At 37.1% G+C, this 23,480-nt stretch carries 19 protein-coding genes; 1 reads left to right on the top strand and 18 read right to left on the bottom strand.

The features are described from left to right. Window positions 1-124 precede the first annotated feature (124 nt). From ACZLO7_RS06050 to citZ, 10 genes are all read right to left on the bottom strand, one after another. Window positions 125-1,147: a glyceraldehyde-3-phosphate dehydrogenase gene (locus tag ACZLO7_RS06050; RefSeq protein ID WP_464938129.1), complete on the bottom strand. Its 1,023-nt coding sequence runs from the start codon at window positions 1,145-1,147 to the stop codon at window positions 125-127. 133 nt (window positions 1,148-1,280) lie between these two features. Next, window positions 1,281-1,877 (bottom strand): dephospho-CoA kinase, encoded by a 597-nt coding sequence (coaE, locus tag ACZLO7_RS06045; RefSeq protein WP_464938130.1) that lies wholly within the window; start codon window positions 1,875-1,877, stop codon window positions 1,281-1,283. 13 nt (window positions 1,878-1,890) lie between these two features. Beyond that, window positions 1,891-2,763, bottom strand: coding sequence for a bifunctional DNA-formamidopyrimidine glycosylase/DNA-(apurinic or apyrimidinic site) lyase (gene mutM / locus ACZLO7_RS06040; RefSeq protein WP_464938131.1), 873 nt, complete (start codon window positions 2,761-2,763; stop codon window positions 1,891-1,893). A gap of 12 nt (window positions 2,764-2,775) precedes the next feature. After that, window positions 2,776-5,403 (bottom strand): DNA polymerase I, encoded by a 2,628-nt coding sequence (gene polA / locus ACZLO7_RS06035; RefSeq protein WP_464938132.1) that lies wholly within the window; start codon window positions 5,401-5,403, stop codon window positions 2,776-2,778. A 324-nt stretch (window positions 5,404-5,727) separates the two neighbouring features. After that, window positions 5,728-7,272 (bottom strand): two-component system histidine kinase PnpS, encoded by a 1,545-nt coding sequence (gene pnpS / locus ACZLO7_RS06030; protein WP_464938206.1) that lies wholly within the window; start codon window positions 7,270-7,272, stop codon window positions 5,728-5,730. After that, window positions 7,272-7,982 carry a winged helix-turn-helix domain-containing protein gene (locus ACZLO7_RS06025; RefSeq protein WP_464938133.1) on the bottom strand — a complete coding sequence of 237 codons (711 nt, stop codon included), beginning with the start codon at window positions 7,980-7,982 and terminating at the stop codon, window positions 7,272-7,274. The genes pnpS and ACZLO7_RS06025 overlap by 1 nt, the downstream gene beginning before the upstream one ends. 51 nt (window positions 7,983-8,033) lie before the next feature. Beyond that, window positions 8,034-8,510 (bottom strand): MaoC/PaaZ C-terminal domain-containing protein, encoded by a 477-nt coding sequence (locus tag ACZLO7_RS06020; RefSeq protein WP_464938134.1) that lies wholly within the window; start codon window positions 8,508-8,510, stop codon window positions 8,034-8,036. A gap of 155 nt (window positions 8,511-8,665) precedes the next feature. Beyond that, on the bottom strand, window positions 8,666-9,604 hold the full coding sequence (gene mdh / locus ACZLO7_RS06015; protein ID WP_464938135.1) for a malate dehydrogenase: 939 nt from the start codon (window positions 9,602-9,604) through the stop codon (window positions 8,666-8,668). 79 nt (window positions 9,605-9,683) lie between these two features. Continuing rightward, the gene (icd, locus tag ACZLO7_RS06010; protein ID WP_464938136.1) at window positions 9,684-10,949 is read right to left on the bottom strand and encodes an NADP-dependent isocitrate dehydrogenase; all 1,266 of its coding nucleotides are present in this window, start codon (window positions 10,947-10,949) and stop codon (window positions 9,684-9,686) included. Window positions 10,950-11,030: 81 nt separating this feature from the next. Then, entirely contained in the window at window positions 11,031-12,146 is a 1,116-nt protein-coding gene (gene citZ, locus ACZLO7_RS06005) for a citrate synthase (RefSeq protein ID WP_464938137.1), read from the bottom strand. A gap of 249 nt (window positions 12,147-12,395) precedes the next feature. On the opposite strand from citZ, the gene ACZLO7_RS06000 reads away from it, so the two are divergent. After that, window positions 12,396-13,370, top strand: coding sequence for an AI-2E family transporter (locus ACZLO7_RS06000; RefSeq protein WP_464938138.1), 975 nt, complete (start codon window positions 12,396-12,398; stop codon window positions 13,368-13,370). On the opposite strand, the gene ACZLO7_RS05995 is transcribed toward ACZLO7_RS06000, so the two are convergent. From ACZLO7_RS05995 to ACZLO7_RS05960, 8 genes are all read right to left on the bottom strand, one after another. Further along, the gene (locus ACZLO7_RS05995) at window positions 13,351-13,740 is read right to left on the bottom strand and encodes an FxsA family protein (protein WP_464938139.1); all 390 of its coding nucleotides are present in this window, start codon (window positions 13,738-13,740) and stop codon (window positions 13,351-13,353) included. The genes ACZLO7_RS06000 and ACZLO7_RS05995 overlap by 20 nt on opposite strands. Before the next feature lie 57 nt (window positions 13,741-13,797). Next, on the bottom strand, window positions 13,798-15,558 hold the full coding sequence (gene pyk, locus ACZLO7_RS05990) for a pyruvate kinase (RefSeq protein ID WP_464938140.1): 1,761 nt from the start codon (window positions 15,556-15,558) through the stop codon (window positions 13,798-13,800). A 22-nt stretch (window positions 15,559-15,580) separates the two neighbouring features. Then, window positions 15,581-16,537, bottom strand: coding sequence for a 6-phosphofructokinase (gene pfkA, locus ACZLO7_RS05985; protein ID WP_464938141.1), 957 nt, complete (start codon window positions 16,535-16,537; stop codon window positions 15,581-15,583). A 140-nt stretch (window positions 16,538-16,677) separates the two neighbouring features. Further along, window positions 16,678-17,631, bottom strand: coding sequence for an acetyl-CoA carboxylase carboxyl transferase subunit alpha (accA, locus tag ACZLO7_RS05980; protein ID WP_464938142.1), 954 nt, complete (start codon window positions 17,629-17,631; stop codon window positions 16,678-16,680). 2 nt (window positions 17,632-17,633) lie between these two features. After that, a complete protein-coding gene (gene accD / locus ACZLO7_RS05975) occupies window positions 17,634-18,497 on the bottom strand; it encodes an acetyl-CoA carboxylase, carboxyltransferase subunit beta (RefSeq protein WP_464938143.1) in 864 nt (287 codons plus the stop codon). Next, on the bottom strand, window positions 18,494-19,147 hold the full coding sequence (locus ACZLO7_RS05970; protein ID WP_464938144.1) for a FadR/GntR family transcriptional regulator: 654 nt from the start codon (window positions 19,145-19,147) through the stop codon (window positions 18,494-18,496). Before ACZLO7_RS05970 ends, accD begins: the two co-directional genes overlap by 4 nt. 135 nt (window positions 19,148-19,282) lie before the next feature. Beyond that, complete coding sequence (dnaE, locus tag ACZLO7_RS05965) at window positions 19,283-22,375, bottom strand: DNA polymerase III subunit alpha (RefSeq protein WP_464938145.1); 3,093 nt, start codon at window positions 22,373-22,375, stop codon at window positions 19,283-19,285. 22 nt (window positions 22,376-22,397) lie between these two features. Then, complete coding sequence (locus ACZLO7_RS05960) at window positions 22,398-23,339, bottom strand: DHH family phosphoesterase (protein ID WP_464938146.1); 942 nt, start codon at window positions 23,337-23,339, stop codon at window positions 22,398-22,400. Window positions 23,340-23,480: the final 141 nt, after the last annotated feature.

The following is a 23,480-nucleotide window of genomic DNA, read 5'->3' as shown; positions in this document are numbered from 1 at the left end:
CAATATAGGGTCGATAAAAACAGAAAAAACAGTCATATATTCATCACTTATATGATATTTTGTCTAAATTTAAATCAAAAAACCCTTTCTAGTACACACTAGAAAGGGCCATATTATATTAAATTTAAGCGTTTACAGACGTCTTAAGAGCAGTTGCAACTTTTTTCGTTAAATCTACTACGCGAGTTGAATAACCCCATTCGTTATCGTACCAAGCAAGTACTTTTACTTTACGGGTACCCATTACCATTGTAGTTAAACCATCAATCGTAGCTGATGCTGGGTTTGTATTGTAATCTACTGATACCAGTGGTTCCATTGTGAAATCTAAAATCCCTTTAAGTGAACCAGCTGAAGCTGCTTTAAACGCTTCATTCACTTCTTCAACCGTGACGTCTCTGTTTAAATCTACCACTAAGTCTACTAATGAGACGTTTGGAGTTGGAACGCGAAGTGCCATACCATGTAACTTACCTTCTAGTTCTGGTAATACTAGAGTTAGAGCTTTAGCAGCTCCCGTTGAAGTAGGAATAATTGACGCAGCACACGCACGAGCACGACGTAAGTCTTTATGTGGGTTATCAATATTTTTTTGATCATTTGTATATGAATGTACAGTTGTCATTAAGCCATTGTCAATTCCAAAAGTATCATTTAATACCTTAGCAACTGGCGCAAGACAGTTTGTAGTACAGCTTGCATTTGAAATTACATCATGTTTTGTAAGGTCTAACTTTTCGTCATTAACACCCATTACAATTGTTACATCTTCATTTTTCCCAGGTGCTGTTAAAATAACTTTTTTAGCTCCTGCTTCTAGATGCAATGCTGCTTTTTCACGAGCATTGAATTTACCTGTTGCTTCGATAACGATATCAACATTCATTTCTTTCCAAGGTAAGTTCAACGGATCACGTTCACTAATAAGTTCAACACGTTTACCATTTATGATTAGGGCTTTTTCTTCAAATTGTACGTCCCCATCAAATTTTCCGTGATTTGTGTCATACTTAATCAAATGTGCTAACGTTTCAGCCGGGTAACTAGCATTAATTGCAACAATATTTAAATCATCTTGAAGTATCGCTTGACGGAACACCATGCGGCCAATACGGCCAAATCCGTTAATAGCAATAGAAACTGTCATGAATAATATCCTCCTGTAACTGCGTTATACTTATTTTATTAATTCGATAATTAGTATAACACATTTTCGAGAAAGTAAAACCTATTATGATGAACATTTAAAAGTTCGTGAATTCTGATTTTTCCGAAACACCTTATTCAATCACATTCCACTTACGTAATATTTTATGCAATTGCTCACTCGTTGACTCGAGCGATTCATTATTATATATAACTGCATCAGCACCTTTTTCCTTTTCAGATAACGGTAGTTGAGAACTAATTCTCGCCTTAGCTTCTTTTTCAGACAAATTATTACGTTCCATTAAGCGCCTTAATTGTGTTTCTTCTGTGACAGATACAACTAAAATTTTCTCAACGAAATGTTGAAGGTGACTTTCAAACAATAATGGAATATCCATTACAACAAAACGTGCACCATGTTTTAATAGTTCATCACGTTGGCGAAGCATTTCACGGCGAATAGCTGGATGTATAATATCGTTTAACGTTTTACGTGCTGCAGGTTCATGAAAGATAATATTCCCTAGTTTAGGACGATCAAGCGTACCATCATCTAGCAGAACGTTCTCGCCAAATGCTTCTACTATATTTTTTAGCGTTTCCGTCCCAGGTTCTACTACTACACGTGCTACTAAATCAGCATCAACAATCGGCAATTGTAACACTTTTAGCATTTCTGCAACTGTACTTTTACCACTCGCAATACTTCCTGTTAATCCAATAATCATCTAAATCACACCTTTAACGTTGGCAATTAGAGCAATAAAATGAGTTCCTGCCACCAATTGTCTTTTGTTTAGTATTTCCATTACAAACTGGACAAGTCTTTTTTCCATACATTTTCAAACGATGTTGCATACTGCCCGCTTCCCCATTTATATTCCGATAATCCGAAATAGTTGAGCCGCCAACATCAATACTCTCTTGCAAAATATGAACAATTGTTTCAAAAAGTTCAATTTTACGTTGTTTACTAATTCGCGACAATTTACGTGCTGGATGCATGTTCATCTTAAATAACGCTTCTGTCGCATATATATTGCCGCAACCAGCAATTACATGCCCGTCCATAATGACCTCTTTAACTGCCTTATTTGCATATTTTGTCAGATTTGCTTTTTCCAGAAAATGAGATAGTGCTTCACCTGAAAAAGGCTCAGGCGCCATTTCAAGTAGTGGCGGATGCTCTGCTAGATCATGCAAAAAGCGCATTTCACCAAAACGACGAATATCAGAATAGACAAGCCACTCGTCATCATCGAACTGGATTAAAACATGCGCATGCTTTTGAAACTTCTCTTCTGTAATCTCACTAAGTTGCGATACATGGAACCATGCGCCCGTCATACCTAAATGGTTGACGAGCACATACGAATTCCCCTCTTTTTCCAAGTGAAAAAAGATATATTTTGAGCGACGTTCAATGCTTTTAATAGTCATGCCTTCAATCGCGTGTTGAAATGAATCAGGATCAACTGCTTTAATAATGCACTCTTTTCCTTGTTCTTTCGCCTGTTTAATAACTTTTGAAATCGTCACATGATGAATCGTTTTTCCCGTAACAACCGGCTGTAATGAACGCACAACACCTTCTACTTCTGGTAATTCTGGCATGCGATCACTCCTTTATTTTGTATCATACCAAGTTGGACCAAATGCGAAATCTGCTCTTAGCGGTACATTTAGTTCAAATGCATTCCCCATTACTTCTGGTACTAATTTTTCAAGAATTGCAATTTCTTCTTTCGGTGCTTCAAAAATTAACTCATCGTGTACTTGCAAAAGCATTTTCGTTTGTAAATTTTGCTCTTTTAATGCTGCTGCCATATCAATCATTGCTTTTTTTATAATGTCAGCTGCACTACCTTGAATTGGCGTATTCATAGCAGTTCGCTCTGCAAAGCTACGCAAATTGAAGTTTGAACTTTTCAGGTCTGGCAAATAGCGTCGTCGATTTAAAATAGTAGTCACATAGCCATGTTGCTTCGCTTCTTCAACGATATTTTTCATATAGTCTTGTACACCTGGGAAGCTCACGAAATAGCGTTCAATGAAATCTGCCGCCTCTTTTCGTGTAATATCTAAGTTTTGAGATAACCCGTAATCACTAATACCATATACTATTCCGAAATTAACCGCTTTGGCTGCACGACGCATATCTGACGTTACTTCCTCTTCTGCCACATGAAATACATTCATCGCAGTATTCGTATGAATATCTGAACCATTTTGGAATGCACTAATTAGATTTTCGTCACCACACATATGAGCTAATACACGTAACTCAATTTGCGAATAATCAGCCGCGAAAAGGAGCCAATCTGGATTTGAGGGAACGAATGCTTGACGTATTTTACGTCCCTCTTCAAGTCTTACTGGTATGTTTTGTAAATTTGGATCTGTCGAACTTAAGCGACCTGTAGACGTTAATGCTTGCTGGAACCTTGTATGAATTTTTTGATCTTCTACGTGAATTTCTTTCAATAATCCTTCTATATACGTTGATTGCAATTTCCCAAGCTGACGATACTGTAAAATATGACGAATTATTTCGTGTTCTGGCTCTAGTTTTTCTAATACATCTGCTGCAGTAGAATAACCTGTTTTTGTTTTCTTAATAACAGGTAACCCCAATTTTTCAAACAAAATAACACCTAACTGTTTCGGTGAATTAATGTTGAAAGATTGACCAGCGATTGAATAAATATCTTCCTCAATCGCTTTTAGTTTCGTTGTTAAATCATGTCCCATTTCAACAAGTCGTTCACGATCAACCGTGATACCTTCACTTTCCATTTCACTTAATATTCCAGCTAGTGGCAGCTCTAATTGTTTATACAATTCAAATTGTTCATTTTCTCGAAGAAGTTGCTCCAGCTTTGGTTGTAAAATGTATACCGCATTTGCTTTACGACAAGCATGCTCCGCAACAGCTTCTATTGCCGGAGTAGCTTTTTTTGCACCTTTACCATATACATTGTCATTTGATAGGACATCAGTATAACCAAATTCTCTCGAAATGGTTGCGACATCATCAGAAGGGATTGCGGGATTCACAATATATGTAGCTAATAGCATATCGAATTCCACGCCCGCTAATTTAACACCATCACGTAATAATGCGGCTTGCGCTGCTTTTGAATCGACCATATACTTCTTCTTTGAAGAATCTTCTAACCATTTTTTTAACGTTGAAGAAGCGATTGCTTTGTCATAAGGAATATAATATGCTTGCTTGTCATCTACTAACGCTATTCCAAATCTGTCACAAGTATGATAGTGCTCATCAGCAAGTTCAATATGTACAGCCATCGCATCTTGTAATTGCTCTGCTGATACATCATCTAATATAGAAAAAATTAATTCCTTCGTTGTTGTCGCTTCTGATTCAAATTCACTTTTTTCGATTAATGATTTAAAAGATAAATCTTGCCACAATGAAAACAGCTCATCTACATTTGGGCCATCATATACTAAGTCATCAAGTGTAATAGAAATGGGTGATTGACGATCAATCGTTGCTAGCTGTTTGCTCATTTTCGCTTGTTCTTCATTGGTCGTAAGTTTTTCTTTTAACTTTGCACCACTCACTTGTTCTACATTTTCATATAGTTCTTCAATAGTTGGATATTGCTTTAATAATTTGATAGCTGTTTTTTCACCCACACCAGGTACGCCAGGTATATTGTCTGATGCATCCCCCATTAGACCTTTCATATCAATAATTTGCTGCGGCGTTAAACCATATTTTTCTTGAATATGATCTGGTGTATATTTTTCAATATCTGTCATACCTTTACGCGTAATATAAACAGTTGTGTTCTTTGACGCCAGCTGCGTTAAGTCTTTATCTCCTGTAACAACGATAACTTGTAGCTTTTGGTCTTCAGCTTGTTTACTCAAAGTACCGATAATATCATCTGCCTCGTACATCTCCAGCTCATACTGTTTAATGCGATATGCGTCTAATAATTTTCGTAAATACGGGAATTGCTCTGATAATTCAGGTGGTGTTTTCTGGCGTCCTCCTTTATATTCTCCGTATGTAGAATGACGGAATGTTGTTTTACCAGCGTCAAATGCTACAAGCATCTTCGTTGGTTTTTCCTCTTCTAATATTTTCTGTAACATCGTAGTAAAGCCATAAACCGCATTTGTGTGAATACCGCTATCATTTGTTAATAGTGGTAAAGCAAAAAATGCTCTATAAGCTAAGCTATTTCCATCTAAAAGTAGTAGCTTTTCCTTTGTCATGTGTACACTCTCCTCATTCTTCTTACTCATTTAAGTTGTTTGGTTTATATGTTATTATGCACGGAATTTCTTTTTTCCTAAACGTCAAAAAGCCGTCTCTCTTTTCTATTTTACCACGCGTGTAAGTAGAAAGGAAAATGACGGCTAATGAAAATACGAAAAAATGTTCGCATTTTATTGTTTCTGTATTCTGCTATTAAAAACCTAAAAAAGAATCTAGGAAATCCTAGATTCTCGCTTCCATAAACACTGGTTGAAGGGGGCTTCGAATATTATATTAACAAAGGATTATGAAGGGTATATATATATATTGTAAAGGGTGTGTTAATTTGGTTGTTTTTCCGGCAAAATAACACGCATTGTCGTCCCTTTACCAACTTCACTCTCCACTTGTATTTTACCGTGGTGCGCCTCAATTAAATGCTTTACAATTGCAAGACCTAGGCCTGTTCCACCCGAGTTACGACTACGAGCTCGATCAACACGATAAAAGCGCTCAAAAATTCTTGGAATTTCAGGTTTCTCAATCCCAATCCCTTCATCAACGATTTCAATAATGCCATTTTTATTTTGCTCATATAACTTCACTTTAATTTTAGTATTCTCTGGAGAGTAAGTAATCGAATTCGTCATTAAATTCATAACAACTTGAATTAGTCGATTTGAATCACCTTCAACTACAACATCCTGCTCAATTTCAGCTTCGAATGATATGTTTTTTTCCTCAATACGTGGCACTGTCATTTCAGTGGCTCTTACAATAACATCCTTTAAACTTGTCTGTTCAATATTGACTGTAAAACCATGCTTTTCAATTTTTGATAACTCAAGCAAATCTATAATAAGCATTTGCAGGCGATTACTCTCTTTATTAATAATTTCTAAAAAGGACAATAATGTACCTTGATCCTTGTATGCGCCGTCTAATAACGTTTCTGAAAAGCCTTTAATCGATGTAATAGGGGTGCGTAATTCATGTGATACATTTGCTACAAAGTCCTTACGTATTTGCTCTAGCTTTTTCAATTCCGTAATATCATGCATGATAATCACAATTCCTAGCCAGTGACCATGCTCACCTATAACTGGAGCACCATATACTTCCATATGTCGAAACTCTTGTTGAATTTCTATTTGCATTTGCTTACGATATGTTATTTCTGTCATAAAGACATGGTCTACGAATTGTTCTAACTCATTCGGTAAACCTAACTCGCGGAAAACCTGTTTATAGACTGTATTGTAGGGCACATCGAATAATTCCAAAAACACTTTATTAACAATAGATATATGCCCTTCCTTCCCAATCATTATAAGTGCACTACCCATATTCTCAATCAGCGTTTTGAGGCGCTCTTGCTCGATCTCTCTAATCATCATAATATCTTGCAAGTTACGAGCAAGGACATTAACTGCATTACTTAGTTGGATCGTGGGTGATTCGGCATTTTCATATGCCCTTGCACGATAGTTCCCTTTCGCTAACTCTAGCGCTGTATTTGTTACATTGTCTATAGGCTGAGCTAAATTCTTTATCAAGCGCGAAGTAATAATCATCAGTAATATAAAGGTAATTATTAAAGCGATAATAAGCATAATCCATAGACGAATTCTTATATCCGCTAATTCACTTCCGCCAAAATCAAGTGGCAAGGCATCTATTATTGCACGTTCTTGCTCTACAGTTAAATCGATCCTTTGTTTTTCAATTGCACGTAAAATATTCTCATGTGATCGAAGGGAATTAGAACGTATCGAATCTTCTACATATACAGGAAAAAGCTGGCCTAGTATAAAACCAAGACCAGCTAGTGCTGTACCATACAGAAATCCAAAAGCAATGAGCAGCCTAGCTCTAAGAGATTTCATCATAGCTTCGGCTCCTCAAATTTATAACCTAAACCTCTTATCGTTTTTATGAATTTTGGTTTGCGACTATTTTCTTCAATTTGTTCGCGTAAGTGGCTAATATGCACATCAACAATCCGCGTATCTCCCGCAAAATCATAATGCCATACAGCACTTAGTAGCTGGTCGCGTGTTAACACACGATTTTTATTTTCCAATAAATAAACAAGCAGCTCAAATTCTTTCGGAGTGAATTCTAACACTTCCTCTCCTAAGAAAGCTTCAAAGCGATCAGGAAATACTTGCAGTTGCCCAAATGAATAAGTTTGTTCAACACGCTCTTCTTCTTTCACTACCTCAGTCACTTTAGAACGGCGTAATACAGCCTTAACCCTAGCCATTACTTCACGTGGACTAAAGGGTTTTGTCATATAATCATCTGCACCAAGTTCAAGACCCAGTACTTTATCGAACTCATCGTCTTTTGCTGTTAACATGATAATCGGTGTATTGATTTTCTTAATACGTAACTCCTTGCAAACTTCCATGCCATCCATTTTAGGTAACATTAAGTCTAGTAATAGCAAATCCGGCTTTTCCAAAATCGCTTTGTGTAATCCGTCTTTCCCGTCATTCGCAATTACTACATCGTATCCAGCCTGTTGAAGATTGTATTGTAATAATGTTGCAATTGAAATCTCGTCTTCTACTACAAGTATTTTATTTGTCATGTTTGTTATCCTCCGCAATTGATTTGAAACCCCCATTTCAAACCTTTGCTACTAGATTTCTTCATTCTTATTTGCAGACTCGTCTTGTTCACGATTCGGCGGATTTACTGTCACTTTACCTTGCATGACTAGAATACTGTCATCATTGTGCCCTTTAATATTCACGGTTACTTCATTTAGCTCTTTATTTACTTCAGTTACTTCAAGTAAAATTTGAATTGTATCATTATGATATACCGGATGTGGATATTCAAATTGCTGAGAAGTAATATAAGAACCAGGGCCCGGAATATATTTTGATATAGCTGATGTTACAACACCATTCAACATGATCGTAGGCACTACAGGTTTTTGAAAACTAGTCTGCGAGGTAAAGTCATGTTGTATGTATAGAGGATTACTGTCATTGGTTAAGCCGAGATATAATAGTAAGTCTTTATCTTCGATTTTCTCTGTTAGTTGTAATGATTCGCCAACAGATATCTCTTCAATTTTTTTACCTAACTTTCTCTTCTTGCCAAGTAACACAATATTCCCCCTTAAATAATTTGTTAATTCAATAGTATCAATAATCAGTAAAAAAAGACAGTATGATTGCATACATATAATATATTGTCTGAATTTTTTTGACACTACAAAAAAACGAGAAGGTAAAAACCTACTCGTTTTAAAAAATATATAAATTAAGCTAGAACTTTCATAACATTTTTAACTGCTTCTGCAGAGTTATCTAAAGCTGCTTTTTCTTCTGTTGTTAAATCTAATTCAATAATCGATTCGATACCGTTAGCACCTAAGATTGTTGGTACACCTAGGTATATATCATTGTAACCATATTCACCTTCTAGGTAAGCGATAGATGGTAATACACGACGTTGGTCTTTAATAATTGCTTCAGCCATTTCAACTAATGCTGCAGCTGGAGCGTAATAAGCAGAACCGTTACCAAGAAGATTTACGATTTCAGCACCACCGTTACGAGTACGATCAACAATTTCTTCTAAACGCTCAGCAGGTATTAGTTTTTCTAGTGGAATACCGCCAGCGAATGAGTAGCGAGTAAGTGGTACCATTGTGTCACCGTGGCCACCAAGTACAACGCCAGTAATATCTTTGACTGAGATGTTTAACTCTTCAGCGATGAATGAACGGAAACGAGCTGAATCAAGAACACCTGATTGACCAATTACGCGGTTTTTAGGAAATCCAGATTCTTTATAAACTGTGTAAGTCATTGCATCAACTGGGTTTGTTAAAACGATAATTGTTGCTTCAGGAGAGTGTTTTATAATTTCTTTTGTTACGGCTTTCATCACACCTTGGTTAATTTGAACTAAATCATCACGGCTCATTCCTGGTTTACGCGCAACACCAGCAGTAATAATTACTACGTCTGAATTAGCAGTATCAGCATAATTAGAAGTACCCATTACACGTGCATCAAACCCTTGTACTGGAGAAGCTTCGAACATGTCAAGAGCTTTACCTTTTGTTGGGTTTTCAGCTTGTGGAATGTCTACTAATACAACATCACCAAGTTCTTTTTGTGCAGCTAAAAAAGCAGATGTAGCGCCTGTGAAACCGCCACCGATTACAGAAATTTTACTACGTTTCAAAGTCATTTGAATACGCCCCTTTTATTATATATGTAAAGAGGGAAAAGGGATAAGCACCCGATTCCCTCTTTCATCTAGTCTAATATTACAGGTTTTTAATTAATTCATCGGCAAATGCAGAACATTTAACTTCTGTAGCGCCGTCCATTAGACGTGCAAAGTCGTAAGTTACAACTTTAGAAGCAATTGTTTTTTCTACTGATGCAGTTACTAAATCTGCAGCTTCTTTCCAGCCTAGGTGTTCAAGCATAAGAACGCCAGAAAGTAATACTGAAGATGGGTTTACTTTATCAAGACCTGCATATTTTGGTGCTGTACCGTGAGTAGCTTCGAAGATCGCATGTCCACTTACATAGTTAATGTTAGCTCCTGGAGCGATACCGATACCACCAACTTGAGCAGCTAATGCGTCAGAGATGTAGTCACCGTTTAAGTTCATTGTTGCAACAACGTCAAACTCTTTTGGACGAGTTAAGATTTGTTGTAAGAAGATATCAGCAATAGAATCTTTAACTAAGATTTTACCAGCAGCAAGTGCTTCTGCTTGTGCTTTATCAGCAGCTTCAGCGCCTTCAGCTTCTTTGATTGCATCATATTGGTTCCAAGTGAACGTTTGATCAGCAAATTCTGTTTCAGCTAGTTCGTAACCCCAAGTTTTGAATCCACCCTCAGTGAACTTCATGATGTTACCTTTGTGTACTAAAGTTAAAGATTCGCGCTTTTCTTTAATAGCATAGTTAATAGCAGCACGAACTAAACGTTGTGTACCTTCTTTAGATACTGGTTTAATACCGATACCTGAAGTTTCTGGGAAGCGGATTTTGTTAACGCCCATTTCAGTTTGAAGGAAATTGATTAGCTTTTTAACTTCATCTGAACCTTCAGCATATTCGATACCAGCATAGATATCTTCTGTGTTTTCACGGAAAATAACCATATCAGTGTCTTCAGGACGTTTAACTGGAGAAGGAACACCTTCAAAGTAACGTACAGGACGTAAACAAACATAAAGGTCAAGTTGTTGACGTAATGCTACGTTTAGAGAACGGATACCGCCACCGATTGGTGTAGTAAGAGGTCCTTTAATTGCGATTAAGTATTCATTGATAGCATCAAGAGTTGCTTGTGGTAACCATTCGCCAGTTTGGTCGAATGCTTTTTGTCCAGCAAGTACTTCTTTCCACTCGATAGATTTTTCGCCATTGTAAGCTTGTTTTACTGCTGCATCGATTACACGAGATGCTGCTACCCAAATATCTGGACCGATTCCGTCACCTTCGATGAATGGAATGATTGGATTGTTTGGTACGTTAAGTACGCCATTTTCAACTACAATTTTACCGTTAGACATAAACAAATTGCCTCCTAATATTCATAATCAAAGGGCAGGTGCCAAAACTTAGCACCGCCCTCGACTTTTTTATTATACCAATTATCTTTCGTTTACAGGTACATATTTTTGCATTCCTGGTCCAACATACTCAGCACGTGGACGGATTAAACGGTTATTAGCATATTGTTCAAAAATGTGAGCTACCCATCCAGATACACGTGAAACCGCGAAGATTGGTGTGAATAAATCGTGATCGATACCTAAAGAATGGTATACAGATGCTGAATAGAAATCTACGTTTGGTGGTAGATTTTTTTGTCCAGTCACCATTTCGTGGATTTTCACTGACATTTCATAATACTCAGGTTGTCCTGTTAGTTTAGTTAACTTTTCAGACATAACTTTTAAGTGTGGAGCACGTGGGTCACCTTTACGGTATACACGGTGTCCGAAGCCCATGATTTTAACTTTGTTAGCTAATTTATCGTTGATATAATCTTCAACGTTTTCAACTGAACCAATTTCAGAAAGCATTTTCATAACTTGTTCGTTAGCGCCACCGTGTAATGGACCTTTAAGTGCGCCAATTGCAGAAGTAACACCTGAATATACATCAGATAATGTAGCTACACATACACGAGCAGTAAATGTAGATGCATTTAATTCGTGGTCAGCATGTAGTACTAATGCTTTGTTGAATGCTTCAACAGCGATTGCTTCTGGTTCTTTACCAGATAACATATAAAGGAAGTTTGCAGCATAGCTTAATTCACTCTTAGGTGCTACTGGTTCTAAACCTGCACGAATACGAGAGAACGCAGTTACAACAGTAGAAATTCTAGCTTGTAATTTGATTGCTTTACGATAGTTTGCTTCGTCAGACATATCCTCAGCATCTTCATCATATAAAGCTAGTAAAGAAACTGCTGTGCGTAATGCAGCCATTGGGTGAACAGATTTGATGTCATAAGTTTTGAAGTGATCTAATACCGCTTGTGGCACTTCCATATTGTCAGCTAATTGTTGTTTCAATTCAGCTAATTCGTCTGCTTTAGGAAGACGTGTGTGCCATAGTAGGTAAACTACCTCTTCAAAAGATGCATTTTCTGCTAAGTCATCAATGTTGTAGCCAACATATGTAAGAGTATCATCAATTATAGAACTGATTTTAGTCTCTGCTGCTACGACACCTTCTAATCCGCGTGTTGCTGTCATAATATATCGCTCCTTCTTAAAATGTATTAGATTGCATTTACAAAATTACACAAATGCAACCTACGTATTTTCGATATGAACCTATAAGTAAATCGCTTACATTGATATTATAATAAATTTTGACGGCTTTGTGAATGAAAAGCCTTCATTTCATATGAAAAACAAAATTTAAACAGAAATATCGCATTTTGTAGAAAAAAATCGACATTAACAAGGATGGAAAAATCACATTTATTAAAGGATGATGTTTTGTTACAAGAAAAAATCAAGAAATCCACCATGTATCGAATCCAACTATTCGTACTAATTGCTCTAATTTTAGTATTATGTTGGTTAGTTTTACCTGTATCTCTTGCAATTTTAACAGCTTACTTCGCACAACCATTACTAAAGTATTTAATTTCGACATTAAAATTGCCTCGATGGCTCGCTGCATTAACTACCGAGGCTATTATTTTATCCATTTTCATCGCAACTATACTATTTTTAACTTCTGTTTTAATCGAAACTTTACCAGAGATTAAACGCATAATTACCCAAGTTCAGTTTTTCTCTGATATGCAATCAATGTTACTTCTTAATCTGCAGGAAAAATTCATTTCCCTAGTGGACATGGCTATGGAATCGCTCATAAATATCGTACAATCCACCTTCCAAAACCTAATTAATTTTACTTTTTATTTAGTAGCTTTATATTTTGCTTTATATGAAACAAGCAGGAATAGATTATGGTTCTTTATCTATTTTCCTGCTCGTTTTAGAAAACCTATTCAACGTGTCTATGAAGAGGCTTCTCAATTATTTGGTTATTTTCTATCAGTAGAATTACGTTTATTATTGATGACATTCGCGCTTTTATCTGTCGGCTTAATGGCACTTGGATTTTCATTTCCTGTTGGAAAAGCATTGCTCATCTCTGTTGCAGATAGTCTTCCCTTTTTAGGTATCGGTATTTTCCTTATCCCTATGTGTATATACTTCTTTGTAACAGGCAATGAGATGCTTTGTATTTATTTACTGGTCCTCTATGCCGTGATTCAGCTTTCAAGACAGTTCGCTGAATCGTATATGTGGGCTTCAACTTTACATATCCGTTCCGTGCACGCATTTATGATAAGTGCCATTAGCTTATTACTCTTTGGCATTGCAGGTATTTTAATTAGCCCATTCTTATTACTACTTGCTGTAAAATTAAAAAAACACCCTATTTTTGCATCAAAATAACTTGACCGTTTTTCATCTTTTTTCGTAACCAGTAATATAGCAAAGGTTTAAAGAGGTTCCTTGTTGGACCAAAGACTAAAAGAAGTCCAATAATATCAGATACAAAACCCGGTAATACTAAAAATATCCCACCGATAAAAATAAGTAAACCATTAATCATGGCATGACCCGGTGGTTGTCCATTTTGTATAGTCTGTTGGATATCCCGAAAAGCTTTAACTCCTTGCGTTTTGGCTAAATAGATCCCTAAAATACCTGTTACGACAATTAATATTAGTGTATACATGGCACCTATTAGTTTGCCAGATATTAAAACAACGGCAATTTCTATAATAGGAATTAATATAAGAAAAAGTAAAATTTTTTTCAATTTATTCACCTCTTTTAAAAAACAACCTCAGCCAAATACGCTGAGGTTGTTTTTATATTACAAAATACTTGAACGTCCGTAGTAAATGACACCAGATACTGCGTCAATTGATAACTCTTGTCCATCACTTATCATCGTTGTAGCGTCTTTCACGCCCACAATAACAGGTATACCTAGACTCAAACCAACAACTGCTGCATGACTCGTAAGTCCACCTTCTTCCGTGATTAACCCCGCGCATTTAGAAATAGCAGGCATCATATCACGATCCGAACCAATCGTTACAATGATTTTCCCTTCAGTATCTTGAGCTAGTGCTTGCTCTGCATTTCTGACGACTAATGCTTTACCAATAGCAGCAGATTTACCAATACCTTGACCTTTAGTTAGCATATCGCCGATTACATGAACTTTCATCAAGTTTGTTGTACCCGCTTCACCTACTGGCACACCAGCTGTAATTACAACTAGATCTCCGTGGTGAACGTAGCCTTTGTTCAAACTTTCTTGGACAGTTAGCTCTAAAATTTCATCAGTTGAACTTACTTTAGGCCCAACGATAGGGAATACACCCCATACAAGCGCTAATTTACGACATGTTTGTTCAGACGATGTGACTGAAATAATCGGTACACCTGGACGATACTTGGCAATCATTTTTGCTGTATGGCCACTCTCAGTAGGTGCTAAAATAGCTGAAACTTGCAAGTTAAGAGAAGTATAAGCAACTGCTTGGCTAATTGCCTCTGTCATGCTAGCACCTTTCTCACGGCTACGTTTACTAACGATTGCACGGTGATCCAATGAATCCTCTATACGGTTCGCAATTTTATACATTGTTTTTACAGATTCCACCGGGTAAAGTCCAGCTGCTGTTTCACCTGAAAGCATGATTGCATCTGTACCATCAAGAATAGCATTCGCTACGTCACTTGCCTCTGCTCGAGTAGGACGAGGATTACGCTGCATTGAATCAAGCATTTGTGTAGCTGTAATAACCGGCTTTCCTACTGTGTTACATTTTTGGATAAGACTTTTTTGGACAATCGGTACTTCTTCTGCCGGAATTTCAACACCAAGATCACCACGAGCAACCATTAAACCGTCGGAAACTTGGATGATTTCATCGATATTATCGACGCCTTCTTGGTTTTCGATTTTAGGAATAATTTGGATGTATCCACCGTTATTATTTTCTAAAAGCTCACGGATTTCTAATACATCTGATGCACGACGTACAAATGAAGCAGCGATAAAATCTACACCTTGCTCGATACCAAATAGAATATCTTGTGCATCCTTTTCCGTAATACCAGGCAATTGAACTGAAACGCCCGGTACATTCACGCCTTTTTTGTTTTTAAGTAGACCAGCATTTTCAACCACAGTATGAATTAATCCGGCCTCAGTATCTTTACCAGTTACACGTAATTCAATTAAGCCATCATCTAGTAAAATGATTGAACTTTCTTCAACATCGTCGATTAATTTTTCGTAAGTAATAGAAAAAATTTCTTTATTTCCAAGTACTTCAGTCATTGAAATATCAATTGTTTGACCTGTTTCTAATTCAACAGCGTCATTTTCCATTGAATGAGTGCGAATTTCAGGACCTTTTGTATCAAGTAAAATAGCTACAACTTGTCCAGTTTTTTTCGCTGCTTCACGAATGTTTTCGATTCTTGCTGCGTGTTCTTCATGACTACCATGCGAAAAATTTAAACGAGCTACGTTCATTCCAGCTTCAATTAATTGAACTAAAATTTCTTGCGATTCACTAGCGGGACCAATAGTACATACAATTTTTGTTTTTCTCATCTGCTTGACCACTCCAATTTATTTAAATCGATAATTCTTTCGATAAAGTATACATCGACAAATCTGTATTACGTTCTTTCATAAATGCCTCTGCTAAGTCATAGTCTACCACCACATGATTCCTCATGCCAACTGCAAGGCCACCACGGTTCTCGATTAATAATTCTACTGCTCTTGCAGCAAAAGTACTTGCCAGTACACGATCGCGTGCTGTCGGCGATCCACCACGTTGGATATGACCTAAAACCGAGACTCTTGTTTCAATATTTTTTTCTAAAAGTTTTTTCGCCAAATCACTAGCTGACATAACACCTTCGGCAACTATTATAATACTATGCTTTTTCCCACGCTCATAACCTTGTTCTAAACGTGTGACTAGTTCATCTAAATCATGTGGTACTTCAGGAATCAATATAGTTTCAGCTCCACCCGCAAGACCAGCCCATAAAGCTAAATCCCCCGCATCACGCCCCATTACTTCAATGATAAATGTACGTTCATGAGATGTTGCTGTATCACGAATTTTATCAATACTTTCAATTACCGTATTCAAAGCTGTATCAAAACCTATTGTATAATCTGTTCCTGGAATATCATTATCAATGGTTCCCGGCACACCTACGCAAGGGAAACCACGCTTCGTTAACTCTAAGGCCCCTCGATATGAACCATCTCCGCCGATTATAACTAACCCTTCGATACCATGCTTTTTCAACTGTTCAATTGCTTTTAGTTGTCCTTCTTCTGTTTTGAATTCAAGACAACGCGCAGAGTGTAATTTCGTACCCCCTCGTTGAATAATATCCCCTACAGAACCGCGATCTAAACTTTCAATTTGACCTTCTATCAAACCTTGATAACCATAGTAAATACCTGCAACTTCTAAATCATGATATAAAGCTTTCCTGACAACTGCACGGACAGCTGCATTCATGCCTGGTGCATCCCCGCCACTTGTTAAAACACCAATCTTTTTCATATGATTCATTCCTCCTACAAGCGTCACTATTAAAACATTAACATGAAACTGTATTCTGTGTCAGTATTGCGTCGAAAGAAATAGGCTGTTTCATGTATCAAATTTATCGATACAGAATCAGCCTACCCCTAAAATTGTAGTTATTCGGCAAAAACACCAATTTCTCTAAATTTATCATAACGATTTTGAATAAGTTCGTCGCCCGATAAAGTTTGTAGTTGTACTAATGAATTGCTTAAAACAGACTTCATATTAAGTGCTTGTTGCACTACATCATTATGCGCGCCACCTAATACTTCTGGAATAATCTCATCTATAATTCCTATCTCTTTTAAGTTAGGTGCAGTAATACGCATAGCTTCAGCTGCTTTTTGCGCTAAAGTCGCATCTTTCCATAAAATTGAAGCTGCACCTTCTGGTGAAATAACAGAAAGAGTTGCATTCTCTAACATATGGATTTGGTTTGCTACACCTAAAGCAAGAGCACCACCACTACCACCTTCACCTATAACAATACTAATAACAGGAACTTTTAAACCTGCCATTTCGAATAGGTTGCGAGCTATAGCTTCACTTTGTCCACGTTGTTCAGCTGCTTTACCAGGATACGCACCTTTTGTATCAATCATACATATAATTGGTCTTGAAAATTTCTCGGCTTGCTTCATTAAGCGCATAGCCTTTCTATAACCTTCAGGATGAGGCATACCGAAGTTACGACGAATATTCTCTTTTGTATCCTTACCTCTTTGGTGGCCAATAATTGTAATTGGTTGTCCTTCAAAAGAAGCAATACCACCTACAATCGCCTCATCATCACCAAAGTTACGATCTCCATGAAACTCGATAAAATCTTCGAAAATAGCATTTATATAATCTTTTGTCGTTGGACGCTCAGGATGTCTAGCAATCTGTACACGATCCCAAGGTTGAATGTTGTTATAAATTTCTTTTGCTAATTTACTAAAACGGTCCTCAAGTTGCTTAATTTCTTTAGACATATCTACATCTGCATTGGCAGTGAATTCTTTTAGTTCATTAATTTTTTCACGAAGCTGCATAAGGGGTGCCTCGAACGGTAAGTATTTCACCATTATTATTGCGCCTCCTTTACGTGAAGTTTAACAATTGTTGAAACTGTTTTGCGCATGTCTTTGCGATTTACTACGGCATCTAACTGACCATGTGCCAATAGAAATTCAGCAGTTTGAAAATCTTCTGGTAATTTTTCACGCACGGTCTGTTCAATAACACGACGACCGGCAAAGCCAATCAACGCTTTTGGTTCAGCTAAATTGATATCACCAAGAGAAGCAAAGCTTGCAGATACACCACCAGTTGTTGGGTGTGTCATTATGGAAATAAATAGATAACCTTCTGCACTATGACGTTGTAAAGCAACACTCGTTTTCGCCATTTGCATAAGAGATAACACACCTTCTTGCATACGAGCTCCACCGCTCGCAGTGAAAATGATGAATGGTACACCTAGTTCAGTAGCCTTTTCAATTGCACGGGTGATCTTCTCACCTACAACAGACCCCATTGAACCCATACGGAAGTGCGAATCCATAATCGCTACAACAATTTGTTTGCCATCTAACTCACCAATACCTGTTAATACTGCTTCATTTAACCCTGTTTTCTTTATATCTGATTGGATCTTCTCAATATAACTAGGAAACTCTAATGGATTAACCGATTGTAAGTGATCATCCAAAGATGTAAATGTACCTTCATCAAAGAAAATATCAACACGCTCTTGAGCTGTCATTTTGTAGTGATGATCGCACTTTGAACAAACTTTTAATCCTTTCACTAAATCCTTTGTTAACTCTACATGACGGCATTCAGGACATTTAGTCATGATCCCTTCTGGCACATCATTTTCTTCGCGCTTTAAAGAATTACGCGCTTTATTTTTAATTTTATTGGTTTTAAATAAATCTTTAATACTCATAAAATATCTCTCCCCTTATGTAGCAACTCGGTCCATTTCTCAAACCAGCTTATTGCTTCAGCAGTATTTCCTATCATTAATTCACTTATAAAGGCTTGTAACATAGGCTGTTCATGCTCGGTAGAAAGTCCACTATACATCTCTTTTCCATATTGCTTTAACAGGATCCACATTTTCAGTACTAGGCGATTTTCTGATACGATAACGATTTCTCGCATAATATCCTCGCGTGCAATTACACCTTCAGTTTCAAGGTTACGCCACAAACTTTCCCATACCGGTAATTTACGTAATGTTTCATTTGAAGACACGATACGAATAGCATCTCTTTCAAGAATTTTTCGTGTTTCATTCACATTCTCTAGATCTGTTCCCTCCTGCAAAATGAAGGTAGACAATACTTCTACTAGTTTATGATTTCGAAAATCGGTTAAGAATGTCCCTTCGCCTCTACGCGTTTCAATGAGTCCAAGTAGCTCTAAACTACGTAGTGCTTCTCTTACAGATGACCTACCAACATTCAAACGCTCAGCTAGTACGCGCTCTGATGGGATTTTACCACCTGCCGGAATATTTTCATCACGTATTAATGCTCGTAGCTCACTGACAATTTGTAGAAACATTTTAGAAGTTGGTTTTTCTGCACTCATTGAATTTCTCCTTGGACAATATAAGTTTGAAATAGTGGTCTGACCACTTTTGATAATAGCATACAGAAAATCCCTCAAAGAGTAAAGTAAAAATAAAAAAACCGTGTGAAAATCACACAGTTTTAGTCTTTTATTCTATTTTTCGGTTAGATTCGTCATTAATTTCTTTACAATCATTTGTGGTTTACCGTTACGCTGCTCTACAAAACCTTCTGCTAAAACAACTTGTTCCTCTTGTAACCATTCTTGAATATGGGTATATTCACGAGGAAAGATTGTTATTGAAAGCATTCCAGATTCATCTTCAAGATCAATAAACGCCATTTGCTCGCCTTTTTTCGTACGAATTTGCTTAATCCCTGAAACGATGCCGAGTATTTTCGCATATTTTCGACTTTGATAATTTGAAATATCAGTAGCTGATATTGAATCAAACTGCAATTCTTTCTTTAATTTCATAATTGGATGCTCTGACATATAAAATCCCAGCACTTCTTTTTCATATTGCAATAACAACTTTTCTGGCATTAAACTGGCATCTGCATATTTTGGTTTACCAAATAAAAAATCACCATCACTTAATAAACTCTCTTCATCGCTTGGTCGATATAAATTTGCATGCTTGACTACCGCTTCTATAGAAGCTAAAAGTTGCCCACGATCTCGTCCGAAGTCATCTAATGCTCCTGCTTTTATTAAAGGTTCTAATGCTTTTCTCGTAAAATGAACACCTGTCATATCAAGAGCAAAATCAAATAAATCTGACCAGTTGGAATGACCATTTTTTCGTAAGGTCAGAAGTTTTGTTAAAAATGATTGTGGTACACCCTTTATTGCCGAGAGTGCAAAACGAATAGCTCCGCTTTCCACCCGGAACGTGCTACCGCTGTGGTGAATGGATGGTGACAATACGATTATTCCTTTTTGCTTCACTTCTTGCAACAAACGCATAAGACGATCTTGATTTCCTATTGCACTAGTTAAAAGTGCCGCATAAAAATACGCAGGGAAATTCGCTTTTAAATACGCCATATGGTAAGAAATGATACTATATGCCACAGCATGACTTTTCGGAAAACCGTAATTTGCAAAACGAACAATTAAATCGTAAACTTCCTTCGCTACTTGCTCAGTAAATCCTTTTGCTACAGAGTTATTCACGAAATGTTGTTGTTCTGCATCTAATATTTCTTTTTTCTTTTTACTAACTGCTCGTCGTAAAATATCTGCTTCTCCCATTGTAAATCCTGCCATCACTGCTGCAATTTGCATGATTTGTTCCTGGTACACGATGACACCATAAGTCTCACTTAAAATAGGTTCAAGTACGGCATGTGGCATGCTTATTACTTCTCCACCATGTTTTCTTTTGCTATACACAGGAATAAAATCCATTGGACCAGGACGATATAATGCGTTGACTGCCACAATATCTTGAAAGACAGTTGGTTTTATATCACGTAATGCTTGACGCATACCGTCGGACTCTAATTGGAAAACACCTGTTGTATCACCTTGTTGCAATAATCTGAATGTCGCTGCATCGTGTAGGGGGATTTTTTCGAAATCAAGAAATTTCCTTGTATCATAATAAATCATTGAACGGATACGCTCTAAAATAGTTAGATTACGCAATCCAAGGAAATCCATTTTTAATAGGCCTATAGATTCTACTTCTTGCATCGGCCACTGCGTTATATAAAGCCCTTCGTTACCTGGCTCAATAGGGACTATATTTACTAAAGGTTCTGGACAAAGTACAACACCTGCAGCGTGCGTTGATGCATTTCTTGGCAGCCCCTCTAAATTTAATGAGACTTCAAACCATTTTCGTCTTATATCTACAGCTGCAATCCAATCACGCAATGCTGCAGATTCCGCTAAAGCTTCTCTTAATGTAATGCCCACTTTATTTGGTATAAGGGATGAAATTGTCGACATCTCTTCACTAGTGAAGCCAAATACACGTGCAACATCTCTAGCAACTGCTTTAGCAGATAATGTACCGAATGTAATGATTTGCGATGTATATGTCTTACCATATTTATCTGCAACATATTGAATAACTTCTTGCCGGCGATGATCTGCAAAATCCACATCTATATCCGGCATCGTAATTCGCTCAGGATTTAAGAAACGTTCGAATAATAAACCATATTGTAACGGGTCGACATCTGTAATACGTAATGTATAAGCAACAAGTGAACTCGCTGACGAGCCACGTCCAGGACCCGTTAAAATTTGCTTACTTTTCGCATACTGAATATAATCCGAGACGATTAAAAAATAATCTGCATAGCCCATTTCCTTGATAATCCCTAGCTCATAATGCAATCGGTCTATATAAGTTGCATTTGCATTTGGCACGCGCTCATGTAAACCTCTCAAGCTATTTATTTCAAGTAAAGAAGTAGCTGTCTCACCTTCTGGAGTTGGAAATTTAGGCATCAAAAATTTATCGAATGCTAGATCAACCTGACAATCAAGCAACATTTGCTCGGTTGTCACAAGCCACTCAGGATAATCTGCAAACCACTCCTGCCATTGGTTATGACTAGGTACAAATTGTTGACGTTCCCGTGCGGTTAACTGATCACTATTGTTCATCTTCATACCTTGTTCAATCGCTCTTGCTACTTCAAATGAAAATGCATGCTCCTCACGAATAAAAGTACTGAGATGTGTAGCACAAATAGACAGTTCTTGTTCACGGCAATAACTGATAATGCTCTGCTCTAAATCAGACTTCATACCACCTGGTCGGTCAATCCCTACATATAATCTCCCTTTACCAAAAATAGCTTGAAGTGCTTGTACATCTTCAAAAGAACCGTCAGCTGTCCAGTCTGGTGAAGTCATAGGTATCATCATAATGCAGCCCTCATGGTAGCCCTCAAGCCAGCGTAATGGTAATACCTCTCCTTCACGAACTGAAATAGCAGAAGTCACTTTCAGTAAATGTTGATATCCTTGCTGAGTTGCCGCATATAAAACGACTGAACGTACTCGCTGTTTTCCAAACTGTACACGAACAGTTAAACCAATAACTGGATGAATCTCAGCTGTTTTTAAAGCACGCCAAAAAGGCAACAAACCGTACAATTTAGAATTGACGATTGCTGCTGCCTTCGCATGTTCTTGTTGTAAGAAAGAAATGAGCTCATCAATGCGAATCGTACTTTTTAACATATCCGCAGCCGTCACAATTTGTGGATATACATTTTGCAACTTCATCTCTTCCTTTCTATAGTCAGTATTTCGCACAAAGTTCTTTTAATTTTGAGATAACCTCTTCAGATTCTTCCCATTTATAAATTGTTGCACCAGATGCCAATGGATGACCTCCCCCATTGTATTGCTTTGCCAGAGTATTAATAATAGGTCCTTTTGAACGTAAGCGAACACGAATTTGATCAGCTTCTTCAACGAAAATTGCCCAAGCTTTAATCCCCTTCACATTACCTAATGACCCTACTAATAAAGAGGTATCAGAAGCCGTAACGCCAAACTCCTGTAATACTTCACTCGTTAATTTAATATAAGCTGCACCATTATCATCCATCACAAAATTTTGGAATATATAACCTTGCATATGCAGCAATTCTCGGTCCAATTCATACATACCATCAAATAATTCTGTACGATCAAAATTGTATTTGATTAATTCTCCAACAGTGTAAAATGTCATTTCTGTTGTACTCGGATAGATAAAGCGGCCCGTATCTCCAACGATTCCAGCAAATAAGAAGCGAGCTGCTTTAGCGTCCATTTTCCAATCCGCTACTTCTTTTCCTTCAGTGAATAAATCATAAATCATTTCACTACAAGAACTTGCATTTGTGTTGATCCAAAGTAAATCCCCATATGCATCATCATTTGGATGATGGTCGATTTTAATTACCAACTTCCCTTGTTTGTAACGTTGATCATCGATACGCTCTGTATTGGCCGTATCAGTAACAATGACAAGCGCATTTTCAAACTCATTATCTGCAACAACTTGAGGCTCCCCAAGAAATGAAAGTGATTCTTCATGTTCCCCTGTTGTGTATACTGTTTTTTCCGGATATGTCGCTTGTAAAATAGCTTGTAAACCCATTTGCGAGCCATAAGCATCTGGATCTGGTCTAACATGTCGATGAATAATAATTTTGTCATATTGTTTGATTGTATCAATAATTTGTCGTTTCATTAAGATTCTCCTTTAAACTATAGTGGATTCCTAAATACTTTCAGTACAAAGGGTATCATATTAATATTTATCAATGTATTTCTATAGAAAGATTTAAACTATCATAGCATTTATATTACAAGTTTCCTTTGGATTTCTACT

This window comes from Viridibacillus sp. d25.2 (genome assembly GCF_055456015.2).
Note: the sequence above shows the minus strand (reverse complement) of the source record. Positions and strands in the feature narration are given on the sequence as shown.

Excerpts from the sequence above, each read along its gene's own strand:
- ACZLO7_RS06050 (WP_464938129.1), bottom strand. The coding sequence starts at position 1,147 with ATGACAGTTTCTATTGCTATTAACGGATTTGGCCGTATTGGCCGCATG.
- coaE (WP_464938130.1), bottom strand. The coding sequence starts at position 1,877 with ATGATTATTGGATTAACAGGAAGTATTGCGAGTGGTAAAAGTACAGTT.
- mutM (WP_464938131.1), bottom strand. The coding sequence starts at position 2,763 with ATGCCAGAATTACCAGAAGTAGAAGGTGTTGTGCGTTCATTACAGCCG.
- polA (WP_464938132.1), bottom strand. The coding sequence starts at position 5,403 with ATGACAAAGGAAAAGCTACTACTTTTAGATGGAAATAGCTTAGCTTAT.
- pnpS (WP_464938206.1), bottom strand. The coding sequence starts at position 7,272 with ATGAAATCTCTTAGAGCTAGGCTGCTCATTGCTTTTGGATTTCTGTAT.
- ACZLO7_RS06025 (WP_464938133.1), bottom strand. The coding sequence starts at position 7,982 with ATGACAAATAAAATACTTGTAGTAGAAGACGAGATTTCAATTGCAACA.
- mdh (WP_464938135.1), bottom strand. The coding sequence starts at position 9,604 with ATGACTTTGAAACGTAGTAAAATTTCTGTAATCGGTGGCGGTTTCACA.
- icd (WP_464938136.1), bottom strand. The coding sequence starts at position 10,949 with ATGTCTAACGGTAAAATTGTAGTTGAAAATGGCGTACTTAACGTACCA.
- citZ (WP_464938137.1), bottom strand. The coding sequence starts at position 12,146 with ATGACAGCAACACGCGGATTAGAAGGTGTCGTAGCAGCAGAGACTAAA.
- pyk (WP_464938140.1), bottom strand. The coding sequence starts at position 15,558 with ATGAGAAAAACAAAAATTGTATGTACTATTGGTCCCGCTAGTGAATCG.
- pfkA (WP_464938141.1), bottom strand. The coding sequence starts at position 16,537 with ATGAAAAAGATTGGTGTTTTAACAAGTGGCGGGGATGCACCAGGCATG.
- accA (WP_464938142.1), bottom strand. The coding sequence starts at position 17,631 with ATGGTGAAATACTTACCGTTCGAGGCACCCCTTATGCAGCTTCGTGAA.
- accD (WP_464938143.1), bottom strand. The coding sequence starts at position 18,497 with ATGAGTATTAAAGATTTATTTAAAACCAATAAAATTAAAAATAAAGCG.
- ACZLO7_RS05970 (WP_464938144.1), bottom strand. The coding sequence starts at position 19,147 with ATGAGTGCAGAAAAACCAACTTCTAAAATGTTTCTACAAATTGTCAGT.
- ACZLO7_RS05960 (WP_464938146.1), bottom strand. The coding sequence starts at position 23,339 with ATGAAACGACAAATTATTGATACAATCAAACAATATGACAAAATTATT.